This window comes from Moraxella osloensis (genome assembly GCF_001553955.1).
GTDB classification, from domain to species: domain Bacteria; phylum Pseudomonadota; class Gammaproteobacteria; order Pseudomonadales; family Moraxellaceae; genus Faucicola; species Faucicola osloensis.
The window spans coordinates 2,178,946-2,202,727 of record NZ_CP014234.1 but is presented as its reverse complement, the minus strand read 5'-3'; the positions used below and the strand labels follow the sequence as shown (position 1 = coordinate 2,202,727).

The 23,782-nt window shown below is 44.7% G+C and carries 18 protein-coding genes and 4 tRNA genes; 8 read left to right on the top strand and 14 right to left on the bottom strand.

Annotated features, from left to right (window positions below):
* Positions 1–13: 13 nt before the first annotated feature.
* The 3 genes from AXE82_RS09720 (at position 14) to tauD (ending at position 2,645) form a co-directional block, all read left to right on the top strand.
* Positions 14–793 (top strand): taurine ABC transporter ATP-binding protein, encoded by a 780-nt coding sequence (locus AXE82_RS09720; RefSeq protein WP_082741461.1) that lies wholly within the window; start codon positions 14–16, stop codon positions 791–793.
* 154 nt (positions 794–947) lie between these two features.
* Positions 948–1,751 carry an ABC transporter permease subunit gene (locus AXE82_RS09715; protein ID WP_062334938.1) on the top strand — a complete coding sequence of 268 codons (804 nt, stop codon included), beginning with the start codon at positions 948–950 and terminating at the stop codon, positions 1,749–1,751.
* 30 nt (positions 1,752–1,781) lie between these two features.
* Positions 1,782–2,645: a taurine dioxygenase gene (gene tauD, locus AXE82_RS09710; protein WP_228140533.1), complete on the top strand. Its 864-nt coding sequence runs from the start codon at positions 1,782–1,784 to the stop codon at positions 2,643–2,645.
* Between the two features lie 138 nt (positions 2,646–2,783).
* Here tauD and AXE82_RS09705 read toward each other — a convergent pair.
* Positions 2,784–2,859: transfer RNA gene (locus AXE82_RS09705), tRNA-Arg, on the bottom strand.
* Positions 2,860–3,149: 290 nt separating this feature from the next.
* Here AXE82_RS09705 and AXE82_RS09700 point away from each other — a divergent pair.
* The 5 genes from AXE82_RS09700 (at position 3,150) to nagZ (ending at position 7,694) form a co-directional block, all read left to right on the top strand.
* Complete coding sequence (locus tag AXE82_RS09700) at positions 3,150–3,743, top strand: c-type cytochrome (protein WP_007116371.1); 594 nt, start codon at positions 3,150–3,152, stop codon at positions 3,741–3,743.
* 159 nt (positions 3,744–3,902) lie between these two features.
* Positions 3,903–4,862, top strand: coding sequence for an ABC transporter ATP-binding protein (locus AXE82_RS09695; protein WP_062334164.1), 960 nt, complete (start codon positions 3,903–3,905; stop codon positions 4,860–4,862).
* A 1-nt stretch (position 4,863) separates the two neighbouring features.
* Positions 4,864–5,637, top strand: a complete 774-nt coding sequence (locus AXE82_RS09690) for an ABC transporter permease (protein ID WP_007116373.1) — start codon at positions 4,864–4,866, stop codon at positions 5,635–5,637.
* A 29-nt stretch (positions 5,638–5,666) separates the two neighbouring features.
* The gene (gene queF, locus AXE82_RS09685) at positions 5,667–6,518 is read left to right on the top strand and encodes an NADPH-dependent 7-cyano-7-deazaguanine reductase QueF (RefSeq protein ID WP_062334161.1); all 852 of its coding nucleotides are present in this window, start codon (positions 5,667–5,669) and stop codon (positions 6,516–6,518) included.
* Between the two features lie 135 nt (positions 6,519–6,653).
* Entirely contained in the window at positions 6,654–7,694 is a 1,041-nt protein-coding gene (gene nagZ, locus AXE82_RS09680) for a beta-N-acetylhexosaminidase (RefSeq protein WP_062334157.1), read from the top strand.
* 148 nt (positions 7,695–7,842) lie between these two features.
* On the opposite strand, the gene AXE82_RS09675 is transcribed toward nagZ, so the two are convergent.
* The 13 genes from AXE82_RS09675 to pilQ form a co-directional block, all read right to left on the bottom strand.
* A complete protein-coding gene (locus tag AXE82_RS09675; protein WP_065252134.1) occupies positions 7,843–8,367 on the bottom strand; it encodes a hypothetical protein in 525 nt (174 codons plus the stop codon).
* A gap of 278 nt (positions 8,368–8,645) precedes the next feature.
* Positions 8,646–8,721 (bottom strand) — tRNA-His (locus AXE82_RS09670).
* Positions 8,722–8,752: 31 nt separating this feature from the next.
* Positions 8,753–8,826: transfer RNA gene (locus AXE82_RS09665), tRNA-Arg, on the bottom strand.
* Between the two features lie 61 nt (positions 8,827–8,887).
* A tRNA-Pro gene (locus tag AXE82_RS09660) sits at positions 8,888–8,964 on the bottom strand.
* 152 nt (positions 8,965–9,116) lie between these two features.
* Entirely contained in the window at positions 9,117–10,253 is a 1,137-nt protein-coding gene (gene nadA / locus AXE82_RS09655) for a quinolinate synthase NadA (RefSeq protein WP_062334152.1), read from the bottom strand.
* Positions 10,254–10,443: 190 nt separating this feature from the next.
* Positions 10,444–11,883 carry a lipopolysaccharide biosynthesis protein gene (locus tag AXE82_RS09650; protein ID WP_172460497.1) on the bottom strand — a complete coding sequence of 480 codons (1,440 nt, stop codon included), beginning with the start codon at positions 11,881–11,883 and terminating at the stop codon, positions 10,444–10,446.
* Positions 11,884–11,916: 33 nt separating this feature from the next.
* A complete protein-coding gene (locus tag AXE82_RS09645) occupies positions 11,917–12,102 on the bottom strand; it encodes a hypothetical protein (RefSeq protein WP_062334149.1) in 186 nt (61 codons plus the stop codon).
* Positions 12,103–12,257: 155 nt separating this feature from the next.
* Entirely contained in the window at positions 12,258–13,679 is a 1,422-nt protein-coding gene (locus AXE82_RS09640) for an FAD-dependent oxidoreductase (protein ID WP_062334146.1), read from the bottom strand.
* A 164-nt stretch (positions 13,680–13,843) separates the two neighbouring features.
* Positions 13,844–18,313, bottom strand: coding sequence for a glutamate synthase large subunit (gene gltB / locus AXE82_RS09635; protein WP_062334143.1), 4,470 nt, complete (start codon positions 18,311–18,313; stop codon positions 13,844–13,846).
* Between the two features lie 222 nt (positions 18,314–18,535).
* Positions 18,536–19,519: a hypothetical protein gene (locus AXE82_RS09630; RefSeq protein ID WP_062334141.1), complete on the bottom strand. Its 984-nt coding sequence runs from the start codon at positions 19,517–19,519 to the stop codon at positions 18,536–18,538.
* Positions 19,520–19,588: 69 nt separating this feature from the next.
* Positions 19,589–20,686 (bottom strand): 3-dehydroquinate synthase, encoded by a 1,098-nt coding sequence (gene aroB, locus AXE82_RS09625; RefSeq protein WP_062334137.1) that lies wholly within the window; start codon positions 20,684–20,686, stop codon positions 19,589–19,591.
* Positions 20,687–20,754: 68 nt separating this feature from the next.
* A complete protein-coding gene (locus AXE82_RS09620; RefSeq protein WP_062334134.1) occupies positions 20,755–21,291 on the bottom strand; it encodes a shikimate kinase in 537 nt (178 codons plus the stop codon).
* A 107-nt stretch (positions 21,292–21,398) separates the two neighbouring features.
* Positions 21,399–23,771 carry a type IV pilus secretin PilQ gene (gene pilQ / locus AXE82_RS09615; protein WP_062334131.1) on the bottom strand — a complete coding sequence of 791 codons (2,373 nt, stop codon included), beginning with the start codon at positions 23,769–23,771 and terminating at the stop codon, positions 21,399–21,401.
* Positions 23,772–23,782 lie beyond the last annotated feature (11 nt).

Below are 23,782 nucleotides of genomic sequence, written 5' to 3'. Positions count from 1 at the left end.
GGAATGAGATAGCATGAGCGGATTAGTGATTGAAAATTTAAGCGTACAGTATCCAACTACCCAGTCCAATAGCCATCCCACCTTGGCACTTGATAAGGTGAATTTATCATTGGCAGCGCAAAGTTTTTGTGTGGTGCTTGGCGCATCAGGCTGCGGTAAAAGCACTTTGCTCAACAGCATTGCAGGCTTTATTCCTGTGACCCAAGGCGCGTTAAGCCTAGACGGTCAAGCCATTACCAAACCCAGTGTGGATAGAGCGGTGGTATTTCAAAACCATGCGTTATTCCCTTGGCTCAATGTCGCTGATAACGTCAGTTTTGCTGGCAAATTAGCAGGGGTCGATGCCAAAACCCAAGCCAAACAAACCGAGCAAATTTTGCAGTGGGTAGGACTAGAACATGCTGCGGACAAATCGATTTGGGAATTATCAGGCGGGATGCAACAACGTGTGGGCATCGCTCGCGTATTGGCATCAAAAGCCAAAATGTTGTTACTAGATGAGCCGTTTGCTGCCCTTGATGCTTTTATGCGCGAATCCATGCAAGAGCTACTGCTCAATATTTGGCAACAAAGCAAACGACAAATATTGTTGATTTCGCATGATATTGAAGAAGCGTTATTTTTGGCAACCGACTTGGTGGTGATGGGTCAAGGAAAAATTTTGCACCATTACCAGCCGACTTTTAGCCAACGCTTTGCCCAAGGACAAAGCACCCGATCCATAAAATCTGACCGTGAGTTTATTGAATGGCGAGAACAGTTATTTCAGCAAATTGTGGCGGGTCGTATTTGACAGCTGCTAAAACTGCGCCAATTCATCATAATAATTTAACAGGAATTAGGTCATGACGAGCCAAACAATTTCTAAGATTGATACCGCAACACGCGCCGCTGATAAACCAATCGACCATCAATCAGTGCCAACTGCAGCCGTTATTGAGACTACCATGACAACACCCCCCACCCGTGCCTCATCTTTTGTGTCCCAACATCATGGGGTGGTCTGGGGCTTTATCAGTGTGGTTACTGCGTTAACAATTTGGTGGGCGGTGACTGCGACAGGACTGGTGCCAAGTTTATTTTTACCAAACCCTACCAGTGTGTGGCAACAGTTTGTCAAAGTCTCCACGGAAGGCTATATGTCGGCAACCTTGATACAGCATACCTTTGCCAGCCTAGGACGGGTATTTATTGCCTTGGTTTTGGCAGTGGTTGTAGGTGTGCCTATCGCAATTTGGATGGGAACCAATCGCACAGTTCAGGCTATTTTTGACCCGTTACTCGAGTTTTATCGCCCGATTCCCCCGCTCGCTTATTTGCCATTATTGGTGATTTGGTTAGGGATTGGTGAGCTGACCAAAATCACGCTTATCTTTTTATCGATTTTAGCGCCGATTATTATCTCAACGTTGCAGGGTATTTTAACGGTTAATAAAAGCCGCCAATTTGCTGCCCTATCGCTCGGTGCGACCCCATCGCAATTACTTTGGCATGTGACATTACCATCGGCTTTACCGCATATCCTAACAGGTATTCGTATTGGGTTGGGTGTGGGTTGGTCGACTTTGGTGGCAGCTGAATTGGTAGCAGCAACTAAAGGATTAGGCTTTATGATTCAGTCGGCCGCGCAGTTTCTATCGACGGATATTGTCATTCTAGGGATTATAATTATTGCGGTGATTGCGTTTATTTTAGAAATTTTATTAAGAAAATTACAAGCCAACCTTGCCCCTTGGTACGGCAAATATTAAAACAGCTGTAACAACTGATAACTGAACAATTTGGAGATCATCATGACCACATTAACAATCGAAAAAATTACCCCAAATATTGGCGCGGTGGTGACAGGTGTCGACTTTAGCAAACCTTTGGTAGACGCTCAACAACACGAAATTGAACAAGCATTATTGACGCATCAAGTCTTATTCTTTCGTCAACAGGCAATTACCCCAAAACAACAAGCGGATTTTGCGCGTCAATTTGGCTCACTGCATATTCACCCGATTTTCCCTCAAGCCGATAACCAGCCAGAGATTGTACTGCTTGATAATCATAAAACCGATTTGCGAGACAATGCCATTTGGCATACCGATGTGACTTTTAGCGAAACGCCACCGCTTGGCAGTATTTTGGCAGCCAAACAAGTCCCAAGCTTTGGTGGTGATACGCTGTGGTCAAGCAGCTATGCGGCGTATGATAATTTATCGCCTGCGTTTCGCGCTTTTTTGGCAGGGTTGACGGCAACGCACAATATTATTCAATCCTTCCCGCAAGAGCGATTTGGCAATACCCCCGAGGGCTTTGCCCAGTGGCAACAAGCGCAAGTTGACAATCCGCCTGTGGTGCATCCTGTCATTCGCACTCACCCTGTCACTGGTAAAAAATTGATTTTTGTGAATGAAGGCTTTACCACAAAGATAAATGAATTGTCCGACTCAGAAAGTAAAGCGGTACTCAATTTTTTATTCCAACATATTAGCAAACCTGAGTTTACGGTAAGATGGCACTGGCAAAATGATGACATTGCGTTTTGGGATAATCGCGCCACGCAGCACTATGCGACCCATGATTATGGCGATACCGTACATCGTGTCATGCACCGTGCCACTATTAATGGGGATAAACCGTTTTATCATTCAATCTAATTGTTGGTCAATTAATAGATTAAACAAACTTTTTATCAAGGATAAAACAATCAATGATAATGAAGTAAACTAAAGGGCAGATGATAGTGAATTTATCAATAGAATTAATGTTTTATATTAAGGATAAAATCAATAAAATGGTGCGCTCGGCGGGACTCGAACCCACGCCACAGGCTTCGGAGACCTGTACTCTATCCAGTTGAGCTACGAACGCTTTGATTGGCATTGAAAAAAAGCAGTGGGCTATTTTAGCAAACTTTTCGTGTAATAAGCAAATCATCAAAATTACTGCTAAAAACTGCTCGGCAAAGTTGATAGCACATATCAAATAAGCATAGCTTTTTCAGATAATTTTCCCTTATAATAGTATGGAAAATAAATCTATGTAACATTTATCGCATCAATATTGCACCAACGGATACAATCGAGCAATCTAATGGCTAATGTTGTCCGTTTTAAAAGTATTACGATAATTTAATTCACCTGTTTGAGAGAACGTGACGAATGAAAAAAGTAGTGATGTTATCAGCGGTTACTATGCTAAGTCTTGCGGGTATCGCTGTCAGCCAAGCTGAGGATAAAGCCAGTGCCCCCGCAGCGGCATCAGCTACCGCTAGCGCTTCAAGTACCGCGACAGCCTCAAGTACGGCAACTGCTTCAGCCCCTGCATCCTCTGCTGCTCCCGCAAAAAAGGAAGCAGAAAAAGCACCTGAAGACCCACCTCAAGTTGCAAAATTGGTTGCATTATACCCAAATCTAATCGCACGTATTGCCCCCCAAGGTAAAGTTTGTTTTGAAGGTAAAGAGTGTGATATCACTATTGCCGCTGCATTGGGTGCCGCTGATCCAGATAAACCACGTGAAGGCAAAGTAATTTATGAAGGTGTTTGCCATACTTGTCATACTGCAGGTCTGTTAGGTGCACCAAAATTTGGTGATAAAGGCGCTTGGGGTCCCCGTATCGCTAAAGGTACCGCTACCCTTCACCAACACGCGCTACAAGGCTTTAATGCCATGCCAGCCAAAGGCGGTAACGCTGATTTGCTAGATGTGGAAGTGACCAATGCGGTTGATTATATGGTGTCTCAATCCAAATAGTCATTTTTAGTCCAGATGAAGCCTATCAACTGATAGGCTTTTTTAATTGTATCATTGATATAATTTAACTTAACCACTATAAACTTAGTTCACCTAAATCTTTAAACTGTCCAACCCATCCCCATTAAGGTCTCACCTTTAACCAGAACCTGCATTGCTATGGCAAACTTTGACACTACCATCCCTGCTCTAAAAATCACCCAGCTCACCAAAACCTATCCAAATGGTTTTGCCGCACTCAAAGGCATTGATTTGACCGTACCCCAAGGTGGATTTTTTGCCCTACTCGGTCCCAATGGTGCGGGTAAATCCACTACCATTGGTATTATCAGCTCGCTATTTAAACCCAGCTCAGGCTCGGTAGAAATTTTTGGGGTAGATTTGCTTAAACAGCCTGCCAAAGCCAAGCAGTTCTTAGGTGTGGTGCCGCAAGAATTTAACTTTATGCAGTTTGAAAAAATCGAAGATATTTTGATTGCCCAAGCGGGCTATTTCGGTATACCTGCCAAGGAATCTCGCCCGCATGCCGAAAAACTCCTTAAAGCGTTGGGGCTTTGGGAAAAACGCGATGACAAAGCGCGCATGCTCTCTGGCGGTATGAAACGCCGTTTGATGATTGCGCGTGCTTTAATGCACCATCCCAAACTGCTGATTTTGGATGAGCCGACTGCAGGGGTCGATATTGAACTGCGCCGCTCGATGTGGGATTTTATGCAGCAAATTAACACGGAAGAAGGTACGACCATTATTTTAACCACCCATTACCTAGAAGAAGCTGAGCAGCTGTGTAAAAACATTGCTATCCTTGACCAGGGTGAAATTCGTATCAATACCGATATGAAAAGTTTGCTTACCAGCCTTGATGTGGAAAGCTTTGTGTTTGATTTGGCGCAACCTTATCTGTCATCAATTGCTTTAACCAATGTGGTAAAAACCAAGCAGCCAGACCCGTTGACCCTTGAAGTCACGCTCAAAAAAGGCGACAGTTTAAATGATGTCTTTGCCCAGTTAAATGCTCAAAATATTCAGGTAGCGAGTATGCGTAACAAAGCCAATCGCCTTGAAGAGCTGTTTTTAGGGATTGTTGAAAATAATTTGACTGAAAAATTGGAGAATTAACATGGATTTTCAGCACCAGTTGGTCGCATTTAACACCTTGTTAGTCAAGGAAATCCGCCGAATTCTTCGCATTTGGCCGCAAACGCTGTTGCCCCCTGCCATCACCATGAGTTTGTATTTTATCATCTTTGGTAAAATGATTGGCTCTCGGGTTGGCGATATGGGCGGTGTCTCCTACATGCAGTTTATCGTGCCTGGCTTGATTATGATGTCGGTGATTACCAATAGCTACTCCAATGTGGTATCGAGTTTTTTTGCCACCAAGTTTCATGGTAATATCGAAGAGATGCTGGTCAGTCCGATTTCTAAACATACCATTTTACTGGGCTTTATCGCGGGCGGTTTGTTTCGGGGGTTGACCATTGGCGCGATTGTGACGGTGCTCGCGTTGTTTTTTACTCAGTTATCACTGGTGCATGCGTTTGTCACGATTTTTACCGTGGTGATGACCTCGGCATTATTTTCACTGGGCGGTATGATTAATGCGGTATTTGCGCGCTCGTTTGATGATATTTCCATCGTACCCAGTTTTGTGTTGACACCCTTGACGTATCTAGGCGGCGTGTTTTATTCACTTAAAGATTTATCAGGATTTTGGCAAAACATATCGCTACTAAACCCCATTGTTTATATGGTCAATGCTTTTCGCTATGGTATTTTGGGTCATTCAGATGTCAATGTATGGTCATCTTTGGTGGCGATTGGGATTTTTACCGCGATATTTTATGGCATTGCGTATTATCTTTTAGCAGATGGCTCACGCGTTCGTTTATAACTTAGATAACTTAGTTAAATTAAAAAAATATGAAACCACTTGAAACTCACGGTATTTTGGGTCAATCCACTAGCTACCCAAAAACCTATGCCCCCGATATGCTCTACCCCATTCCGCGCGCATTAGGACGGGCGAAGCTAGCGCTGCCTGCTGACGCCTTAAGCATCGGCATGGACTGGTGGCAGGTTTTTGAAATGTCTTGGCTGAATTCGCACGGTATTTCACAGGTGGCAATGGTGCGCCTTGCCATCCCTGCCACATCAGACTATATTGTCGAATCAAAATCACTCAAACTTTATTTTAATAGCCTAAATTTCACTGAATTTGACAATCAACAAGCTGTTAAAGCAGCGGTGGAAAAAGACTTATCCGCTTGTCTAAAAACTGATGTGACGCTTGAGATTTTTGAGGTAAACATCGCAAATAGCTTACCCATCAGCGCGCCACAGGGTGACTGTATTGATAACGCGTTAGATAATAGCGGTAAAAAAATCGCCATTGTCAGTGATGTCGATTCCTCAAGCTTGACCGTTGCCGATCAAGGCGCCTCGGATAGCCAGTTACAAATTTTGCATTCGCATTTACTGCGCTCAAACTGCCCTGTCACCAATCAACCAGATTGGGGAACACTGGAAATTCAGATAGATAGCCAACCAATTGACCGAGCAGGACTGCTTGAGTATATTTTGAGCTTTCGTCAGCATAATGGCTTTCATGAACAATGCGTTGAGCAGATTTTTAGTGATTTAACCCAAGCCTTTGCGCCAAAAACGCTCATGGTACGCGCATGGTACACACGCCGTGGCGGGATTGATATCAATCCTTGTCGGGTGAGTGATGTCAGTTTGTTGCCGTCACCATCACGGCTTAACCGTCAGTAATATTCGCTAATAATAATCGCCAGTAAGCTAGTCGCATTTTTATCAAAAAAAGCGTATGCTATGTTTTTTCAAAACTTTTCTGCCGCCAACTATATCTAACCGTTGGCGGCAAGCAATACCCAGAAGGATTACCGCATGCAAGCAGTCGGTCAACTCATGCTCGATATTGAAGGCACAGCGCTTAGCCTAGCAGACGAAGCGCTGCTACGCCAACCGGAAGTTGGCGGGGTGATTTTGTTTGGGCGCAATGTAGAAAGCCCTGAGCAAGTACGCGAACTGACCGATAGTATGCGTGCCATCAAACCCAATATTCTAATTGCCGTTGACCAAGAAGGTGGACGTGTCGCTCGCTTGCGCGCGGGTTTTTCGCCGCTACCTGCGATGGGTAAACTTGGTGAAAGGTTTGAGCATGACCCGATCACTGCGCTTGATCTGGCTTATTGCGCGGGCTATTTGATGGCAAGCGAAGTACTAGCAGTTGGGATTGATTTTAGTTTTGCGCCTGTACTTGATATCAATGGGGTGAGCCGCGTGATTGGGGATCGCGCGTTTCACGCCCATCCGATTGCAATCACTGCCTTATCTGCTGAATTTATGCGAGGCATGAAGCTTGCTGGAATGGCAACCACGGGCAAGCATTTTCCCGGTCACGGCTCAGTTGCCCCGGATTCTCATGTGGATGATGCCACCGATGAGCGCAGTTATGATGAGATTCGCCAATATGATATGCAGCCGTTTATTCGCAACAAGCCGCTACTAGATGCACTCATGCCGGCTCATGTGGTATTTAGCACAGTTGATAACAAACCTGCAGGGTTTTCATCGATTTGGCTGCAGCAAATTATCCGTGGCAAACTAGGGTTTAATGGGGTATTGTTCTCCGATGACCTGTCGATGAAAGCGGCACATGTTGCAGGTGATGCAGGTGACCGTATTGCGGCTGCCTTAACGGCAGGTTGCGATATGGGATTATTGTGTAATGACCGCCCTGCTGCCTTGGTTGCGCTTGAGCGTTTGCAAAAACAGCCGACACTGCTCAATACCACCAGCCAACATCGGTTATCTAGCATGAAAGGTAATATCAAAGGCTGGCGGGGCTCACTGGCGGACTCTGCCAAAGACTGGTCACACTGGCAAAGCAGTCAACGTAAGGTGCTAGAAAATTTCTTTGCATAACTTTGCTTAAAACAAGAAAATTTAAAACGAGCAACTTTCAAAAAAAACAAATTCGAAAAAAAGAAATTTTCCAAGAAAGCAACGCGGCAACGTTGCTTTTTTTATGGCTACTTTTTTATAGCTATTTTTTTAGCTACTGTTTGATTCATCAATTGACATAGCGTAATTGACCAATCATTTTTTGCAGATGCTCACTACTTAACTGACTCCAAATGTTATAAAAACAGCCATTGTTCAGCACTATATAAGCCAGCATTTTACCCTGTGGGTTATTGCCTTCTCGCCCAAGCGTCACATAACTGCCATCGGCATAGTTTTTACGATATGCCCAGCCCTCATACAAGTCACGCTTAGACGTCGTACCGGCATTGGCTACGCCGTAAGCACTGCGCAAAGGCTTGCCTTTATAGTTCTTCAAATCATACGCCACCGCAAAGCCACCTGAAAAATTGGCAGCGCGGGATTGTGCAGTTTTAACATTCACTGATGAATGATTAGCAATGGCTAAAATTGGGCAATATTTATAATCAGATTGTCGCCATTGCTGGTGGTAAATTGGGCTAACTTGGCTACTTTTGAGTGATGCATGCGATTGCCAAGGGGATTTTGGCAACCTAGTAGCCGCTTGGGCTGTATTGACAAGTAAGCAAGCACTTATAGCAAAGCTGGTCATAACAAGTTGATGACACATAGCGTTACGTCGTCTCATATTCAGGGTCTCACGCGATTTTATTTTAGGTTTGTTATCAGGTAAAGTTACGCTATTGCCAATTTACCTTTACGAGCTTATCTTTTAGTACACTATATGACCCTAATATATAAAATAAATAATGGTGCATCATAAAAAAGTGTAGCACAACCATTGTTTTTTATAACAAATTTGCAAACACGATAAATAGATAAGGGATAAAAAAAACCCCTAATTCATTGAATTAAGGGCTTTTTAGAATATGGGGCGAATGATGGGACTCGAACCCACGACAACCGAGATCACAACCCGGGGCTCTACCAACTGAGCTACATCCGCCATAAGGTAGGTTTTACAGACTAGCAAAATGCGCGCCTGACAGGATTCGAACCTGTGACCACCCACTTAGAAGGCGGGTGCTCTATCCAACTGAGCTACAGGCGCATAAAAAAAGCCTGCTCGGCTCTTGATTCATCTTTTAACTTGGTTAAGTTTAAAGAATGAATGGTCGGAGTGAAAGGATTCGAACCTTCGACCCCCTGGTCCCAAACCAGGTGCACTACCAAGCTGTGCTACACTCCGATTGCCTAACTAGGCTTGATTGTTACTTCAATACCTTAACAATGGTGAGCTTAAAGGCTATCATCGCTAAGTGGTGCGTATATTAAAGCAAGTTAGTTAGGCTGTCAACGACTTTTTTCAATATTTTAAAAACAGACAATGGTTGTTAACGCCTATTTTTTGAGCGTGGCACCAAACGCGAGCATTCGATCTAAGGGTTTTTTAGCTTGTTCGATTAGCTGCGCATCAACAAAAATCTCGTGCGGTACGGCGTCAGGCGTGCCTACTTTCTCCAGTGCATGGATGATTTGGTCTAAATCATTCATCGCCATCCACGGGCAGTGCGCACAGGAACGACAGGTTGCACCTTCCCCACGCGTCGGTGCTTCGATAAACACCTTATCTGGCGCGGCTTGCTGCATTTTATAAAAAATACCGCGATCGGTGGCGACGATGAACATCTTGTGCGGTAGGGTTTGTGCCGCTTTAATCAGCTGACTGGTACTACCGACGGCATCTGCCATTTGGGTCATCTCAATCGGTGATTCTGGGTGCACTAGCACCGCCGCATCGGGGTACATCTCTTTCATGGTTTTTAGGCTGCGGCTACGGAACTCTTCATGCACGATACAAGCGCCATCCCACAGTAGCATATCTGCACCCACTTTTTGCTGGATATAACGCCCCAAATGCTGGTCAGGTGCCCAAATGATTTTTTCACCTTGGCTGTCTAGATGGTCAATGAGCTCAACTGCGATACTCGATGTCACCACCCAATCTGCTCGCGCTTTAACAGCCGCTGAGGTATTGGCATACACCACCACAGTACGGTCAGGATGTTGGTCACAAAACGCGCTAAAATCTTCAATCGGACAACCCAAATCTAGTGAGCAAGTGGCTTCTAGCGTTGGCATTAATACCGTTTTTGCTGGGCTTAAGATTTTAGCGGTTTCACCCATAAATTTGACGCCTGCAACAATCAACACATCAGCATCACTATCACGCCCAAACCTTGCCATCTCTAAACTATCCGACACGATACCGCCTGTGGCTTCGGCAATTGCTTGGATTTTTGGGTCGGTATAATAGTGAGCAATTAACGTGGCATTATGCTGTTTTAACAAATCGGCAATGCGCTGTTTTTTTTCTGCAAATTCGGCATCATCAATCTCAATATCTTGGGGTATACCGAGCTTATCGAGATGTTGTTTGACAATGTCTTTGGCAGACACTGCTATCAGTTGCTCATTATTCGCTAATAGAGGATTGGCAAGCTCGGTAGCTGCTTGTGGCGTACTTGATTGTTGCATGAAAAACTCCTTCTCATGAGATGACTTACCCATGTCTATCACAGGTAAGTAGCAATTCATTGATTCTCCTGCTGTTACTATAGCAAACTTTTTTGCGCAAGGTGAATCAATTGCGACTAGTAACTGATATAAGGATAATTTGGCTAAATTAAATACTGAAACCCATTAAAATGTTATTAAGGCTCAATCATTACGCTTTTACTTTTACCAAACGTTTTAATAGCGCGCGCTCGCTATAGCCGATTAAGCCAATATAGACCAGTAATAAGGTATTGGATAACCAAAAATTCATTTGAAAAGCACTGACGATTATCACACTAAACAGCATCAGCGTGCCCAAAAAGAAAACGATTTTTTTGGTTTGGTAAGGTATCGGATAAAAATGCTGTCCAAGCGCGTACGATACTATCATCATGAGGAAATAAACAAAAAGCGTCACCCACGCCGACACCATAAAGCCATACTGCTTTAAAAACAGCATATGAAGCAAAATAGTCAGTCCCGCCCCAAGCCACGAGATGGCTGAGCCAATCCCAGTACGGTCAGTTACTTTATACCAAGTTGATAGGTTGTAATAAATCCCAAAACATAGGTTCGCAATGACGATAATCGGTACGATATTAATCGCTGTCCAATAACTGGGATCGGTGATAAATAACCGTTTAAGCCATGAAATATTGGCAATAATCCCAAGCGCCACCACCGATGCAAATAAAGCAAAGTACTCTGTCATCACGGCATAAGTATGTTTGGCATTGGCGTGGTGCATTTGTTTGAATAAAAACGGCTCAATCCCCATCCGATACGCGGTCACAAACAAAGTCATTAATACCGCTAATTTGTAGCAGCCACCGTATGCCCCTGCATCGCCTTTATCAATCATATAATATTGGATGATTTTATCGAAGTTTTCATTCACCATAAACGCCAACCCTGCCAGCATGACCGGATAAGAATAGCGAATCATACGTTTGAACAAGGCTTTATCAAAATGTAAGCGTACTTTTTTGATAATCGGAAACAGCATCATAAAAGTGGCGAGACTGGCAACCAAATTGGCAAAAAACGGATACGCCACTTGCTCGGTCAAGCCAAAACTTTTGGCAGCCTCAATAGGCACAAAACGAAACAGCGCAATAACTACCACAGTTTGTATCAAAATTGACACTACCCGCACCACCGAATACTTCACAGGCTGGTTGTGATAACGTAGCCAAGCAAACGGAATGGTACAAATCGCATCAAAAAACGCAATCCAAGCAAACCAGCGCAAAAATTCAGGATGATTGCCATAATCCATCAGGATTGATAACGGATTGCTAAATAGCAACACCATGACCAAAAACCCGCCTGCCAACATGGCAATAAACCAAAACGCCGTGCTAAACACATTTTTTTCGGCGGCGCCTGTTTTATCTTCTCCTGAAAAGCGAAAATACGATGTTTCAAAACCAAAAGTGAGCAAAATATTGATAAAAGCAATCCAAGCATATAGGCTGGTAAAGATAGCAAAGGCTTCTTTATCGATGTAATTGATATACAACGGATTGAGTAAAAAGGTAATGACACGGGGTAAAATCGCACCGATACCATAGATAATGGTTTCACCTAACAGTCGTTTGATATTCACAGGCTATCCAAAGTTAATGTCGCTTGATGGGTTTTAAGGTTGGCTAATAATAGGCTTTTGGCGTTGTAGCGCTAACAAAGCGTGTTGCACTTCTTGCACTTTTTTCTCGGTCAATAAATTGCTGATATTAATCCAAATCCAGTGAAAGCCATACCCGCCGTCCTGCATTTCGATTTTGGCATGTTCAATCGTCCAGTTTTGTACCAAAATGCTGCGCAAATGGCATATCATTGACCTAGTAGTATGATGAATTTATGCGACATAATAGCCCAAAGTGGACAAAAACGCACCGAAATTTAGCTGTAAAAAAACCCAATCGATATTGGGTTTTTTGGTGTAATTAACAGTAATTCTTAGCTAAAAAAGGTTTATGCTTAAACATCTAGGTAATCTAGGATACCTTTAGCGGCCTCGCGACCTTCCCAAATCGCGGTTACCACCAAGTCTGAACCCCGAACCATATCGCCACCTGCGAAGATTTTTGGATTCTTAGTTTGGTACTTATAGGTTTGTAATTCAGGTGCAATCACCCGTCCGCTATTATCCATCTCAATGCCTTGGGTGGTAAACCAATCAGCAGGGCTGGTGCGAAAACCAAATGCCATAATCACCGCATCGGCTGGCAAGATTTCTTCTGAATTGGGAATAGGCTCTGGGCTACGACGACCGCGGTTGTCAGGTTCGCCAAGTTTAGTGGTCACCACTTTTACGCCCGTTACTTTACCGTTTAAACCGATAATTTCAATCGGCTGACGGTTAAATAAAAACTGTACGCCTTCTTCACGCGCGTTACGCACTTCACGGCGTGAGCCTGGCATATTCTCCTCATCACGGCGATAGGCACAAGTCACAGAAGTTGCACCTTGGCGGATACTGGTACGGTTACAGTCCATCGCGGTATCACCACCGCCAAGAACGACCACTTTTTTACCTTGTAAGTCGATGTACTCTTGTGGGTTCGTTTCCCAACCTTGGCAGCGGTTGACGTTTGCGATTAAAAAATCAAGCGCATCATACACGCCAGATAACTCTTCGCCGGCATAACCGCCACGCATATAGGTATAGGTACCCATACCCATAAACACCGCGTCATACTCACTGAGTAACTCATCAATGGTGACATCTTTACCAATCTCGGTATTTAAACGAAATTCAATGCCCATGCTTTCGAAGACTTCGCGGCGACGACGCATGACATTTTTTTCCATTTTAAATTCTGGAATACCAAAGGTCAGTAGTCCGCCAATTTCAGGGCGTTTGTCAAATACCACAGGTTTGACGCCATGACGTACCAATATGTCAGCACAGCCAAGACCGGCAGGACCTGCGCCAATCACCGCAACTTTTTTATCCGTCCAAGTCACACCACTCATATCTGGACGCCAGCCTAGCGCAAACGCAGTATCGGTGATGTATTTTTCCACGTTACCAATGGTGACCGCCCCAAAGCCATCATTGAGGGTACAAGCCCCTTCACACAGACGGTCTTGTGGACATACTCGCCCACAGACTTCTGGCAACGTGTTGGTTTGGTGGCATAAATCTGCCGCTTGGAAAATATGACCTTCGGCAGCCAGTTTTAGCCAGTTTGGAATATAGTTGTGAACGGGACATTTCCATTCACAGTAAGGGTTACCACATTCAAGACAGCGGTGCGCTTGCTCAGTCACCTGGTCTTGCTCGAATGGATAGTAAATCTCAACAAACTCGTGAGTACGGGTATTAATGTCTTTTTTTGAAGGATCGACACGTGCGACGTCTAAAAACTGAAAATCGTTGTGTAATCGTTTTGCCATGCCCCAATGCTCCTAAAGCAATGCTCCTAAGTGAGTGGTATCCAGCGATTCACTGTATACCGACCTGCTTGACAGCGAACTTTTAAAATTTAAGTTAAAGGTAGAGCGGTGGTCACGCGCTACCTTTAGCAATCCAATATCATCAAATTATGCGACACAATCGCTTATTGTGGGTCTGCCATGGTCGTTTTTAGTAGCGAAGTAATGTTCGCGGCTTTTGGTTTGACCAAATAGAACTTACGAACATAATGCTCAAAGTCGTCAAGGATGGTTTGACCCCATTGGCTACCTGTTTTTGCCACGTGAGTTTTGATAATCGACATCAAGTTGATACGGTGATTTTCTGTTTGCTCACTTGAAATACGATGCATATCGATAAGCTCATGGTTACAACGGTCAAAGAAATCGCCATCTAAGTCAAGCACGTAAGCAAAACCGCCTGTCATGCCAGCACCGAAGTTCAGCCCTGTTTTACCTAAAACCGTCACTACCCCACCCGTCATGTATTCACAGCAGTGGTCGCCGGTACCTTCAACCACCGCAAAACAACCTGAATTACGAACCGCAAAACGTTCACCTGCGGTACCTGCCGCATATAGATGACCGCCTGTGGCACCATACAAGCAGGTGTTACCGATGATAGCGGTTTGCTGGCTAGCAAACGTCGAGCCTTTTGGTGGGTAAATCACGATTTCACCCCCTGCCATGCCTTTACCGACGTAGTCGTTGGCATCGCCTTCAAGCTTAATGTTTAAGCCGCCTGCATTCCAGACACCTAAACTTTGACCCGCAGTGCCGGTTAAGTGTAAGTTGATTGGCGCGCTTGCCATACCATTGTTGCCATGTAGCGCAGCAATCTCCCCTGAGATACGCGCACCGATGGAACGGTCACAGTTGCCAATACGATAGCTAAAGTCACCGCCTTTGGCTGATTTGATGGTATCCATCATATCGATCACCATTTGTTCAGCCAGCAAGCCTTTGTCAAATGGCTCATTGCGCGCAACTTGGCAGGTTTGTGGTTTGCCATCGGCTTTGCTATGGGTAAATAATAGCGGCGCTAAGTTTAGGTGTTGTTGTTTGTTGGTGGTGCCTGACATGACTGATAGCAAGTCGGTACGACCCACAAGCTCTTCCATTGAGCGCACGCCCAATGCCGCCAACCATTCACGGGTTTCTTGTGCCACAAATCTAAAGAAATTAATCAGCATGTCAGCTTCACCGATAAAATGCTCATCGCGCAGTTCTGATTTTTGCGTTGCCACCCCCGTTGGGCAGTTGTTTAAGTGACAGATACGCAAGTATTTACAGCCCACGGCAATCATCGGCGTGGTACCAAAACCAAAGCTTTCTGCCCCCAATATTGCCGCTTTTACTACGTCTAAACCCGTTTTTAAACCACCATCTGTTTGCACGCGTACTTTATGACGTAACCCGTTTACACGAAGCGATTGGTGCGCTTCAGATAAACCTAGCTCCCAAGGCGAGCCTGCATAGTGAATTGACGACAAAGGTGACGCTGCGGTACCACCATCATACCCTGAAATGGTAATCAAATCGGCATACGCTTTTGCCACACCCGTTGCAATAGTGCCTACACCTGGACGCGACACCAATTTGACTGATACAAGCGCGTTTGGATTGACTTGTTTTAAGTCAAAAATTAGCTGCGCCAAGTCTTCAATCGAATAAATATCATGATGCGGTGGTGGTGAAATCAAGGTCACACCTGGCACTGAGTAACGCAAACGCGCAATTAAGCTATTTACTTTACCACCGGGTAACTGACCGCCTTCACCGGGTTTTGCCCCCTGCGCGATTTTAATCTGCATCACTTCTGCAGAACGCAAGTAAGCCGGTGTGACCCCGAAACGACCTGAGGCGACTTGTTTGATTTTTGAGTTACGAATCGTGCCATAACGTGTGGGATCTTCACCGCCCTCACCCGAGTTTGAACGTCCGCCAATCGTGTTCATCGCGGTTGCAATCGCCTCGTGTGCCTCTGGCGACAAGGCGCCTAATGACATACCTGCTGAGTCAAAGCGTTTTAGGATTTGTTCAATAGGCTCAACGTCATCAACACTGATGGATTTGCTGGTATCTAACTGCAGCAAATCACGTAACGTTGCTACGGGTCGTTTGTTGACAATCGACGCATATTCTTTGTAATTGTCGTAGTCGCCCGTGCGTACCGCTTTATGTAGCGCTTGAATTACATCTGGGTTGAAGGCGTGGTATTCTTTGTTAAAGACGAATTTTAACAAGCCACCTTGGTCAAGCGGTACACGTTTGGTAAAGGCATTTTTTGCCAAGATTTGTTGGTCAATCGCCAAATCGTCAAACGTAGCACCTGAGATACGGCTTTCAACCCCAGTAAAACAAAGCTCAACCACTTCTTCTGATAAACCCACGGCTTCAAACAATTGCGCGCCGCGATAAGAAGAGACAGTCGAAATACCCATTTTTGATAGGATTTTTAATAAGCCTTTATCCAAGCTTTTGCGGAAGTTGTTTTTGGCGTACAGCGGGTCACCGAGCAAGTCGCCTTTATCGACCAAGTCTGCAATCACATTGTAAGCCAAGTAGGGATAAACCGCGGTAGCCCCAAACCCTATCAAGACCGCTAATTGGTGCGAATCACGTACCAAACCTGTTTCGATGATTAAGTTGGCATCTGCGCGTAAACCCACATTAATCAAGTGATGATGCACCGCACCTGTCACCATAATGGCATTGGCAGGTACTTTACCTTTTTCGATATTGCGGTCAGATAATACAATCAATACTTTACCTGCGCGTACGGCTTGGGCAGCTTGCTCACAGATGTGTCTGATGGCATCTTCTAATGCCATTGATTCATCATAATTCAAATCAATGGTTTCAATTTCAAACCCTGGTTTGGTGACGCTGCGTAGTTGCATCATTTTGCTCGATGACAACACAGGCGATGACAACACGATACGGTTGGCGTGGTCTGGCGTGGGTTCAAAAATATTTTTTTCGCTACCCAAACAAGTTTCCAATGACATGACAATCGCTTCGCGCAGCGGATCGATTGGTGGATTGGTCACCTGAGCAAATTGTTGACGGAAGAAATCAGCCACGTGACGAACTTGTTTCGATAGTACCGCCATTGGGGTGTCATCGCCCATTGAGCCAACGGCTTCTTGACCGTTTTCGGCTGAAGGACGGATAATTTCTGTGCGTTCTTCATTGGTGATATGAAACATTTTTTGCAGCGCTAACAGGTTCTCGCCTGTTTCACGTTGCTCGTAAGCTTTTTCTTCTAGCTGCTCATCATCTCGTAGACGTACCGCATTTTCACGTAACCATAGGCGATATGGGTGGGCTTTTTTCAGCTGACGACCCACTGCTTTGGTGTCCATGATGTTACCAGTTTCAGTGTCAATCACTAGCATTTGACCCGGTCCGACGCGACCTTTAGCAATCACGTCTTCAGGCTGATAATCCCAAGTACCGATTTCAGACGCCACGGTGATATAGCCATTTTTGGTAGTCACCCAACGTGATGGACGTAAACCATTGCGGTCAAGCATACAAACCGCATAGCGACCATCTTGGATGACTAGACCGGCTGGACCATCCCACGCTTCCATATGCTGTGAGTAAAACTCATAAAACGCGCGTAAATCCATGTCCATGGTGTCAACATTTTGCCAAGCGGGTGGCACGAGGATAGAAAGCGCACGAAATAAATCCATACCCCCTGACACCAGTACCTCAAGCATATTGTCTAAGCTTGATGAGTCAGAGCCCACACGGTTGACGAGTGGCTGTAATTGTTGCAGCTCTGGAATCAAATCAGTGACAAATTTTGGCGTACGAGCGACTGCCCAGTCACGGTTACCGTCAATCGTGTTTAATTCACCATTGTGGGCAAGATAGCGAAAAGGCTGGGCGAGTGGCCATCTTGGCAGGGTATTGGTTGAGAAACGTTGGTGGAATACCACAATGTGTGACGCCAAACGTTCGTCTTGCAAATCCAAGAAGAACGCGGGCAAATCAGCAGGCATGACTAAGCCTTTATAGATAACCACTTGTGAGGTCAATGACGTCACATAAAACAACGGGTCATCTTTCAGTTCGATTTCTGCTTTGCGGCGTGCAACGAATAATTTACGGTTAAAGGTTGCCTCGTCCATATTGATTGGGCAATTAACTAAAATTTGTTTAAAACCTGGGAGTGATTCACGGGCAATGTCACCGACGATACTTAAATCAACCGGCACATCACGCCAGCCAGCGACTAGCAAACCTTGTGCTTCAATCGCTTGGCTTAGTGTATCTTGGCTATGCTGTGCTAATGCTTTGTCGAGGTTAACAAATACCGTGCCGACGGCAAAAATTTCGTTTAGGGTAAAGCCATTGTCTGATGCGATTTTTTTAAAAAACACTTTGGGCGTCGCAATCAATAGACCACAACCATCGCCTGTCTTACCATCGGCTGCCACGCCACCGCGGTGGGTCATACAGCTTAAACTATGAATCGCTGTTTGCACTAAGTCATGACTAGCTTCACCATGGGTATGCGCAATCAAACCAAACCCACAGTTGTCTTTGAACACATCGGGTTGGTAAAGATTATGCTGATCTGAATACTGATTTGAAGACATAAGCGTGTTCCCTTAACAAGCTGGTAGCAAAGAAATGGGCATACTATAAATATGTGCAATGTTTGCTATTGAATCATAAAAGATTGGAATAGATAACCGTCATGTTTGTTATCTATATGTACCATAAGAAATAAAAATGATACCCTTCGTTATATTAACGAAAAAGGGTAAAAAAATCCACTGTTATTTGAACCCCAAAACTAACCAATTCATCTAAAGTCACTAGTTAGCTTGGGACTTCTGCTTGATTAACTCGCCCATGCTATCCTTTGAGGCATCTTTGGATTTTTGCTTTTCTTCAGACGGCTTGCTGTGGGTTTGTTTGGGTTTAACGTCCGCATTATCATTCTTGCTATTGATAACTTTTGGTTCTGAACGGGTGGTATTTGAGTCGTTACTGTTGCTTTCAGCAATCACTTTACCTTCTTGAATAGAAAGGGTCTCTTGCGGATTGACTGACTTTTCAATGCTGGTTTTTGGTGCTACGCGTTTTGGTTCTGCTGCTGTGGGGGTCGCAGCTTGTGGTTGCCGTTCAACTTTAGCTTTTGGTGCGGGCAATAATTTTGGTGTGGCGTTTAGTTTGACTTCTCGCGCGGCTGTCTTACCGACATCACGAAGGGGCGGCGTGACTTCATATTCATCCATTTGTGGGGCATACACTTTAAATTCTTCAGGAAATGCTTTGACATCTTTTGGCAAATTAAAATTCACAACTTTTGCCGCACCAACCGCTTCTTGTACTGAGCCAAATACGCCATAGGTGACAACAAAGCGTTTTTGGTTATGGGCATCGACGATACGAAAATAATTAAATTTATCACGATCGTCACGGCTATTTAGGTAATCGGTGACCACTTCGTGCTCCACCACGTTCATGACTTGAACTGTCCATTTACCGTTATTGGCCTTGATAAAGCGACTGTCCTTAAATTCTTTGGGATAGTTGCGCATATCACGAATCACCGCATCAAATTTGATGGGTCTAACTTCGGTATGAAGCTCTTCAGGTGGTTTTACCAATAGTAGCGCGGTGGGATCTTGATTTTGATTGGCATTACTCGCCGCTTTCACCGCACTTTTGGCAGGCTTTACCGCAGAGGCAATCCACACCATGACCGTCAAGCCGCCTGCAATCGCCGCTAAAATCAGCCAAGTGGTCACTTTAAATGCCCATGAACGATACAGCGTAGATAAAGAATGCACCATAAAACAACCTTCTGTCTGAGGTAAGGTTAACGCCCGCTATGACGCTTTAACCCATCTATAAAATTTATATCAATTAGGTTCGTCAGTCAAAGCCAGTACGTCTATCAGTAACGCTGGATCATACGCTGACGTCAATACCGCTTGTCCCAATTTTTCTAGTAATACGAGACGAATTTTGCCGGATTTGACTTTTTTATCATGCCCCATCAAATCCAGTGCTGTGTCCACCTTAATGGCTGGCGGATGGGTGGGTAAATCAGCACGAGCGATTAAAGAGCTGGCTCTGTCAACATCGTCCGCGCTAAGCCACCCTTGTTTTTGTGACAACTGCATCGCTTGAATCATGCCTACCGCGACTGCTTCACCATGCAGCCAATTGCCATAACCTTCATGCGTTTCAATCACATGACCAAAGGTATGACCAAAATTAAGCAGCGCACGCTTATTGGCTTCAAACTCATCTTGCGCCACAATATCCGCTTTATGCTGGCAAGAAATCAGTACGGCTTGGGCTAACAAGTTCAAATCGAGCGCGCGTAACGATGTCATATGGGTTTCAAGCCAGGCCAAAAACGCCACATCGCCGATTAACGCGTATTTAATGACTTCCGCCAACCCTGCTGACAATTCACGCGGTGGCAAGGTTTTTAAGGTGGTCATATCTGCCAAAACAAGACGCGGCTGCCAAAACGCGCCAATCATATTTTTGCCCAAGCGATGATTGATGCCTGTTTTGCCGCCCACGCTAGAATCCACTTGCGATAACAAAGTTGTGGGAATTTGGATAAAATCGACACCGCGCATAAAACTTGCTGCCGCAAAACCCACCATATCACCAATGACGCCACCGCCAAGGGCTATCAGCGTACAGTCACGGTTAAAGTGATTTTCCATCAACTGATCATAAATACTATCAATGCTTTGCTGGGTTTTATATTGCTCACCATCCGGTAAAATACAAGTTTTAATGAGTTTATCGGCAGGCAGACGTGCGACGAGCTTGTCAAGATATAAGGGTGCAACTGTCTCATTGGTGACAACCAATATTTGTTTGCCGCCAATATAGTCAGCAAAATCAAAGGTTTCGATGAGATTTTCCCCAATAAAAATGGGATAGTCGTGTGAACGTGTATGGACAATTAACTCACGGCGCATGGCAGTACTCATATCAATATTATCTTTTTGTCATCTATTGGGTTGTCATCAATTAGCTTGTCATATCGGGAGTGCTACATTTAGACGGTTATATTGGCGTCTTGCAATTGCAGCAAAATGTCATGCACCATTTTTTTTGGGGAACTGTGACCCGTAACAATGGTGATGTCGGCAAGCTGCTGATAAATTGGGTCACGTTTACAAAACAGTTCGGTTAGCTTTTGCTTAGGATTGTCTATTTGTAATAACGGACGGTTGCGGTCACGACAAGTGCGTTCATACTGAATGTCAACTTCTGCCCGCAAATAGATGATTATACCCCGTTTTAAAAAATGGTGATTTTCGGCGATAGTAACTGCCCCGCCGCCTGTGGCTAGTACGACATGATCGAGCTGGGTTAGTTTATCAAGTACACGTGTTTCGCGTTGACGAAACCCTACTTCACCCTCTTTTTCAAAAATCCAGCTAATACTTGCGCCCGAGACGCGTTCTATTTCCTGATCACTGTCATAAAACGTAAACCCAAGTTGCTGCGCCAACAGTTTACCAATTGTGGTCTTACCCGCACCCATCGGGCCAATCAAAATAATTAACGGCTTAGGTTGATTACACTCCATAAAAAAACCACAAATCACTCTATAATATATTGAAAACATTATACTGTGATTTGTGGCAATGCGCTATAAGACTATTTTGTTATGCAAAACGTCTGTTGGGTTGTCAATTAATTGATACGACCTGTGTCATTCACCAATTTTGGGGTCACAAAAATCAATAATTCTTGCTTGTTATTTAATTTCACATCTCTTTTGAAAAAGCGATCAACATACGGTAAATCGCCTAAGAATGGAACTTTAGTAACCCCATTCGATGCAGTATTTTTAAATACACCGCCCAGTACGACTGTCTGACCATCATCCACTACAACATCAGTTTTAATAGAATCTAAATTTACAGCTAATTCACCCGTTGGGCTGGATGTAGGACTACCATTTTCAATATTTAGTGCCATCCCTATACGACCTTCAGGAGTAATATTTGGTGTAACTTCTAAAACGAGTGCAGCATCAATCCATTCAATAGCTGTTGCTCCACTAGAAGTATCCTTTTTGAAGGGTATTTTCGTCCCTGATAAAACTTTTGCAGTTTGTTTATCAGAGGTCAAAATTTTTGGACTGGAGATGACTTCGCCTTTGTTATCCGCTTGCATGGCTGACAATTCTAAATCTAATAGTAAATCTGAAATGCTCAACAAGCCAAAGGCAATTTGTCCTGCAGGGTTAGCTGCGCCTAGATTGACGCTAAGGTTATTAGCGGCAGTGAGACCGCTATAGACTGGATAGGTAGTACCATCGGCATTTGTAGCCGTGGTATAAGTCTTAAGTTTATCAATGGTACTTAAATTACCGCCCACCAGCAGGTTACGATTACTTGCCGCGCCTTGCGATAAAATGCCCCATTTCACCCCAAGTTCTTTACTAAAGGTGTCTGTCGCACTCACAATGCGGGCTTCAATCATCACTTGTTTGACAGCGATATCGATTTTACTAATCAAATCACGGATGTTGCTGATGGTTTCAGCGGTGTCTTTAACAATCAAGGTGTTGGTTCGGTTATCGATTGTGACTGTACCTCTGTCTGTTAACAGTGAGGTACTGCCGCTCGAACGATCGGATGTTGCTCTACCTGCTTCAATCAGTGTTCGTACATTTTCTGCTTTGGCATAGTTGAGTCGAATATATTCGGTACGCAGGGGGTCTAATACTTTTTTCTCTTGTTGCGCTTTTAACTCATCGGCTTCTTGTTTGGCAAGTTCTGCCGCGGGTGCCACCCAAATTACATTGCCATTAACCCGTTTATCCAAATTTTTACTTTTTAGGATAATGTCTAAGGCTTGATCCCAAGGCACGTTAATCAGACGCAAGGTAATATTACCACTGACGCTGTCACTGGCAACGATGTTGGTATTGGTATGTTGTGCCAACACTTCTAAAATCGTCCGCACGCTGACATCTTGAAACTCTAGTGATAAAGGCGCGCCGCTGTAGGTACGTTCTTCAATGGTCGGCTCGCGCAGACGTTTGGGGGGATCGATATTGATATTTAGCTGATTACCTGTTTGAAAGGCTTTATAGTCATAATCGCCTGTCATGGTAATACGAATCACGCCATTGCGTCCTTGGTTGGTTGCGATAACATCACGCACCAAGCCATTACCCACGGTCATTTGTTTTTGTAGGCGACTTGGAATGGTAGCGCCTGTCAGACGAATGACTAATTCATCACCCATGCGCTGCACATCCACAGGGATGCTGTCATTCACCAAATTAATGCTAACATTACCGCCGCCGTTCGAGGTGCCATTAAAATTAATCGCCGCTAGGCCATCATAGTTGTATTGTTGAACAACGGCGGCAGCAGGATTTAATAAAGGATTGACTTTGACTACCATGGTATTGGCGGGTGGGGCGACTTTTGGTGTTTGGGTCACGACGGCAACAGGTGGCGGCGTTTGCACGACCACAGGCGGCGGCGTGACAATCACAGGGGCAGGCACAGGTTCAGTCACGACGACAGCAGGCTGATTCTCAACCACAGGGCTAGTCACCACAGGTGTAACGATTGCTGGATTGGTAGCTACGGTGGTTATTGCAGGGGTGGTTATTGCAGGGGTGGTTACTGCAGGGGTGCTTCCCTTCGGCTGTATGGAGACCACGAGGCGATTATTGACCACACGCGTACTATAGGTCGCTTGATTTGACAACTCAATAATCATACGTGTCATACTGTCATTGGTCAGCGTGGTGACATTGTTGACATAGCCTTTGTTATAAGTTTGCATCCGTGATGCAATTTGATTATTTACATTGGGGAAATCCAACACCAGTCGTGTGGGTGAAGTAAGTTCATAAGCCGTCGGCGTCACAGCACTATTAGCAAAGTCGATATTGAGTTCTGTTAACATAGCGCTCGGCGTGGTAACCGAGATATTTCTAATGGTATCAGCTGCAAACACGCTGCTAGATACTAACATCGCACTCATCGCTACCGCTAGCTTAGACGTTGAAGTTCGAAATGGATAGGCATTAAAATTCATTGAGTTATCCC

What these genes read in the sequence shown, in the direction of transcription:
- AXE82_RS09695 (WP_062334164.1), top strand. Translation starts at nt 3,903, where the DNA reads ATGGCAAACTTTGACACTACCATCCCTGCTCTAAAAATCACCCAGCTC.
- AXE82_RS09720 (WP_082741461.1), top strand. Translation starts at nt 14, where the DNA reads ATGAGCGGATTAGTGATTGAAAATTTAAGCGTACAGTATCCAACTACC.
- AXE82_RS09690 (WP_007116373.1), top strand. Translation starts at nt 4,864, where the DNA reads ATGGATTTTCAGCACCAGTTGGTCGCATTTAACACCTTGTTAGTCAAG.
- nadA (WP_062334152.1), bottom strand. Translation starts at nt 10,253, where the DNA reads ATGCAACAATCAAGTACGCCACAAGCAGCTACCGAGCTTGCCAATCCT.
- gltB (WP_062334143.1), bottom strand. Translation starts at nt 18,313, where the DNA reads ATGTCTTCAAATCAGTATTCAGATCAGCATAATCTTTACCAACCCGAT.
- AXE82_RS09620 (WP_062334134.1), bottom strand. Translation starts at nt 21,291, where the DNA reads ATGGAGTGTAATCAACCTAAGCCGTTAATTATTTTGATTGGCCCGATG.
- aroB (WP_062334137.1), bottom strand. Translation starts at nt 20,686, where the DNA reads ATGAGTACTGCCATGCGCCGTGAGTTAATTGTCCATACACGTTCACAC.
- pilQ (WP_062334131.1), bottom strand. Translation starts at nt 23,771, where the DNA reads ATGAATTTTAATGCCTATCCATTTCGAACTTCAACGTCTAAGCTAGCG.
- queF (WP_062334161.1), top strand. Translation starts at nt 5,667, where the DNA reads ATGAAACCACTTGAAACTCACGGTATTTTGGGTCAATCCACTAGCTAC.
- AXE82_RS09675 (WP_065252134.1), bottom strand. Translation starts at nt 8,367, where the DNA reads ATGACCAGCTTTGCTATAAGTGCTTGCTTACTTGTCAATACAGCCCAA.
- AXE82_RS09715 (WP_062334938.1), top strand. Translation starts at nt 948, where the DNA reads ATGACAACACCCCCCACCCGTGCCTCATCTTTTGTGTCCCAACATCAT.
- nagZ (WP_062334157.1), top strand. Translation starts at nt 6,654, where the DNA reads ATGCAAGCAGTCGGTCAACTCATGCTCGATATTGAAGGCACAGCGCTT.
- AXE82_RS09700 (WP_007116371.1), top strand. Translation starts at nt 3,150, where the DNA reads ATGAAAAAAGTAGTGATGTTATCAGCGGTTACTATGCTAAGTCTTGCG.
- AXE82_RS09640 (WP_062334146.1), bottom strand. Translation starts at nt 13,679, where the DNA reads ATGGCAAAACGATTACACAACGATTTTCAGTTTTTAGACGTCGCACGT.
- AXE82_RS09630 (WP_062334141.1), bottom strand. Translation starts at nt 19,519, where the DNA reads ATGGTGCATTCTTTATCTACGCTGTATCGTTCATGGGCATTTAAAGTG.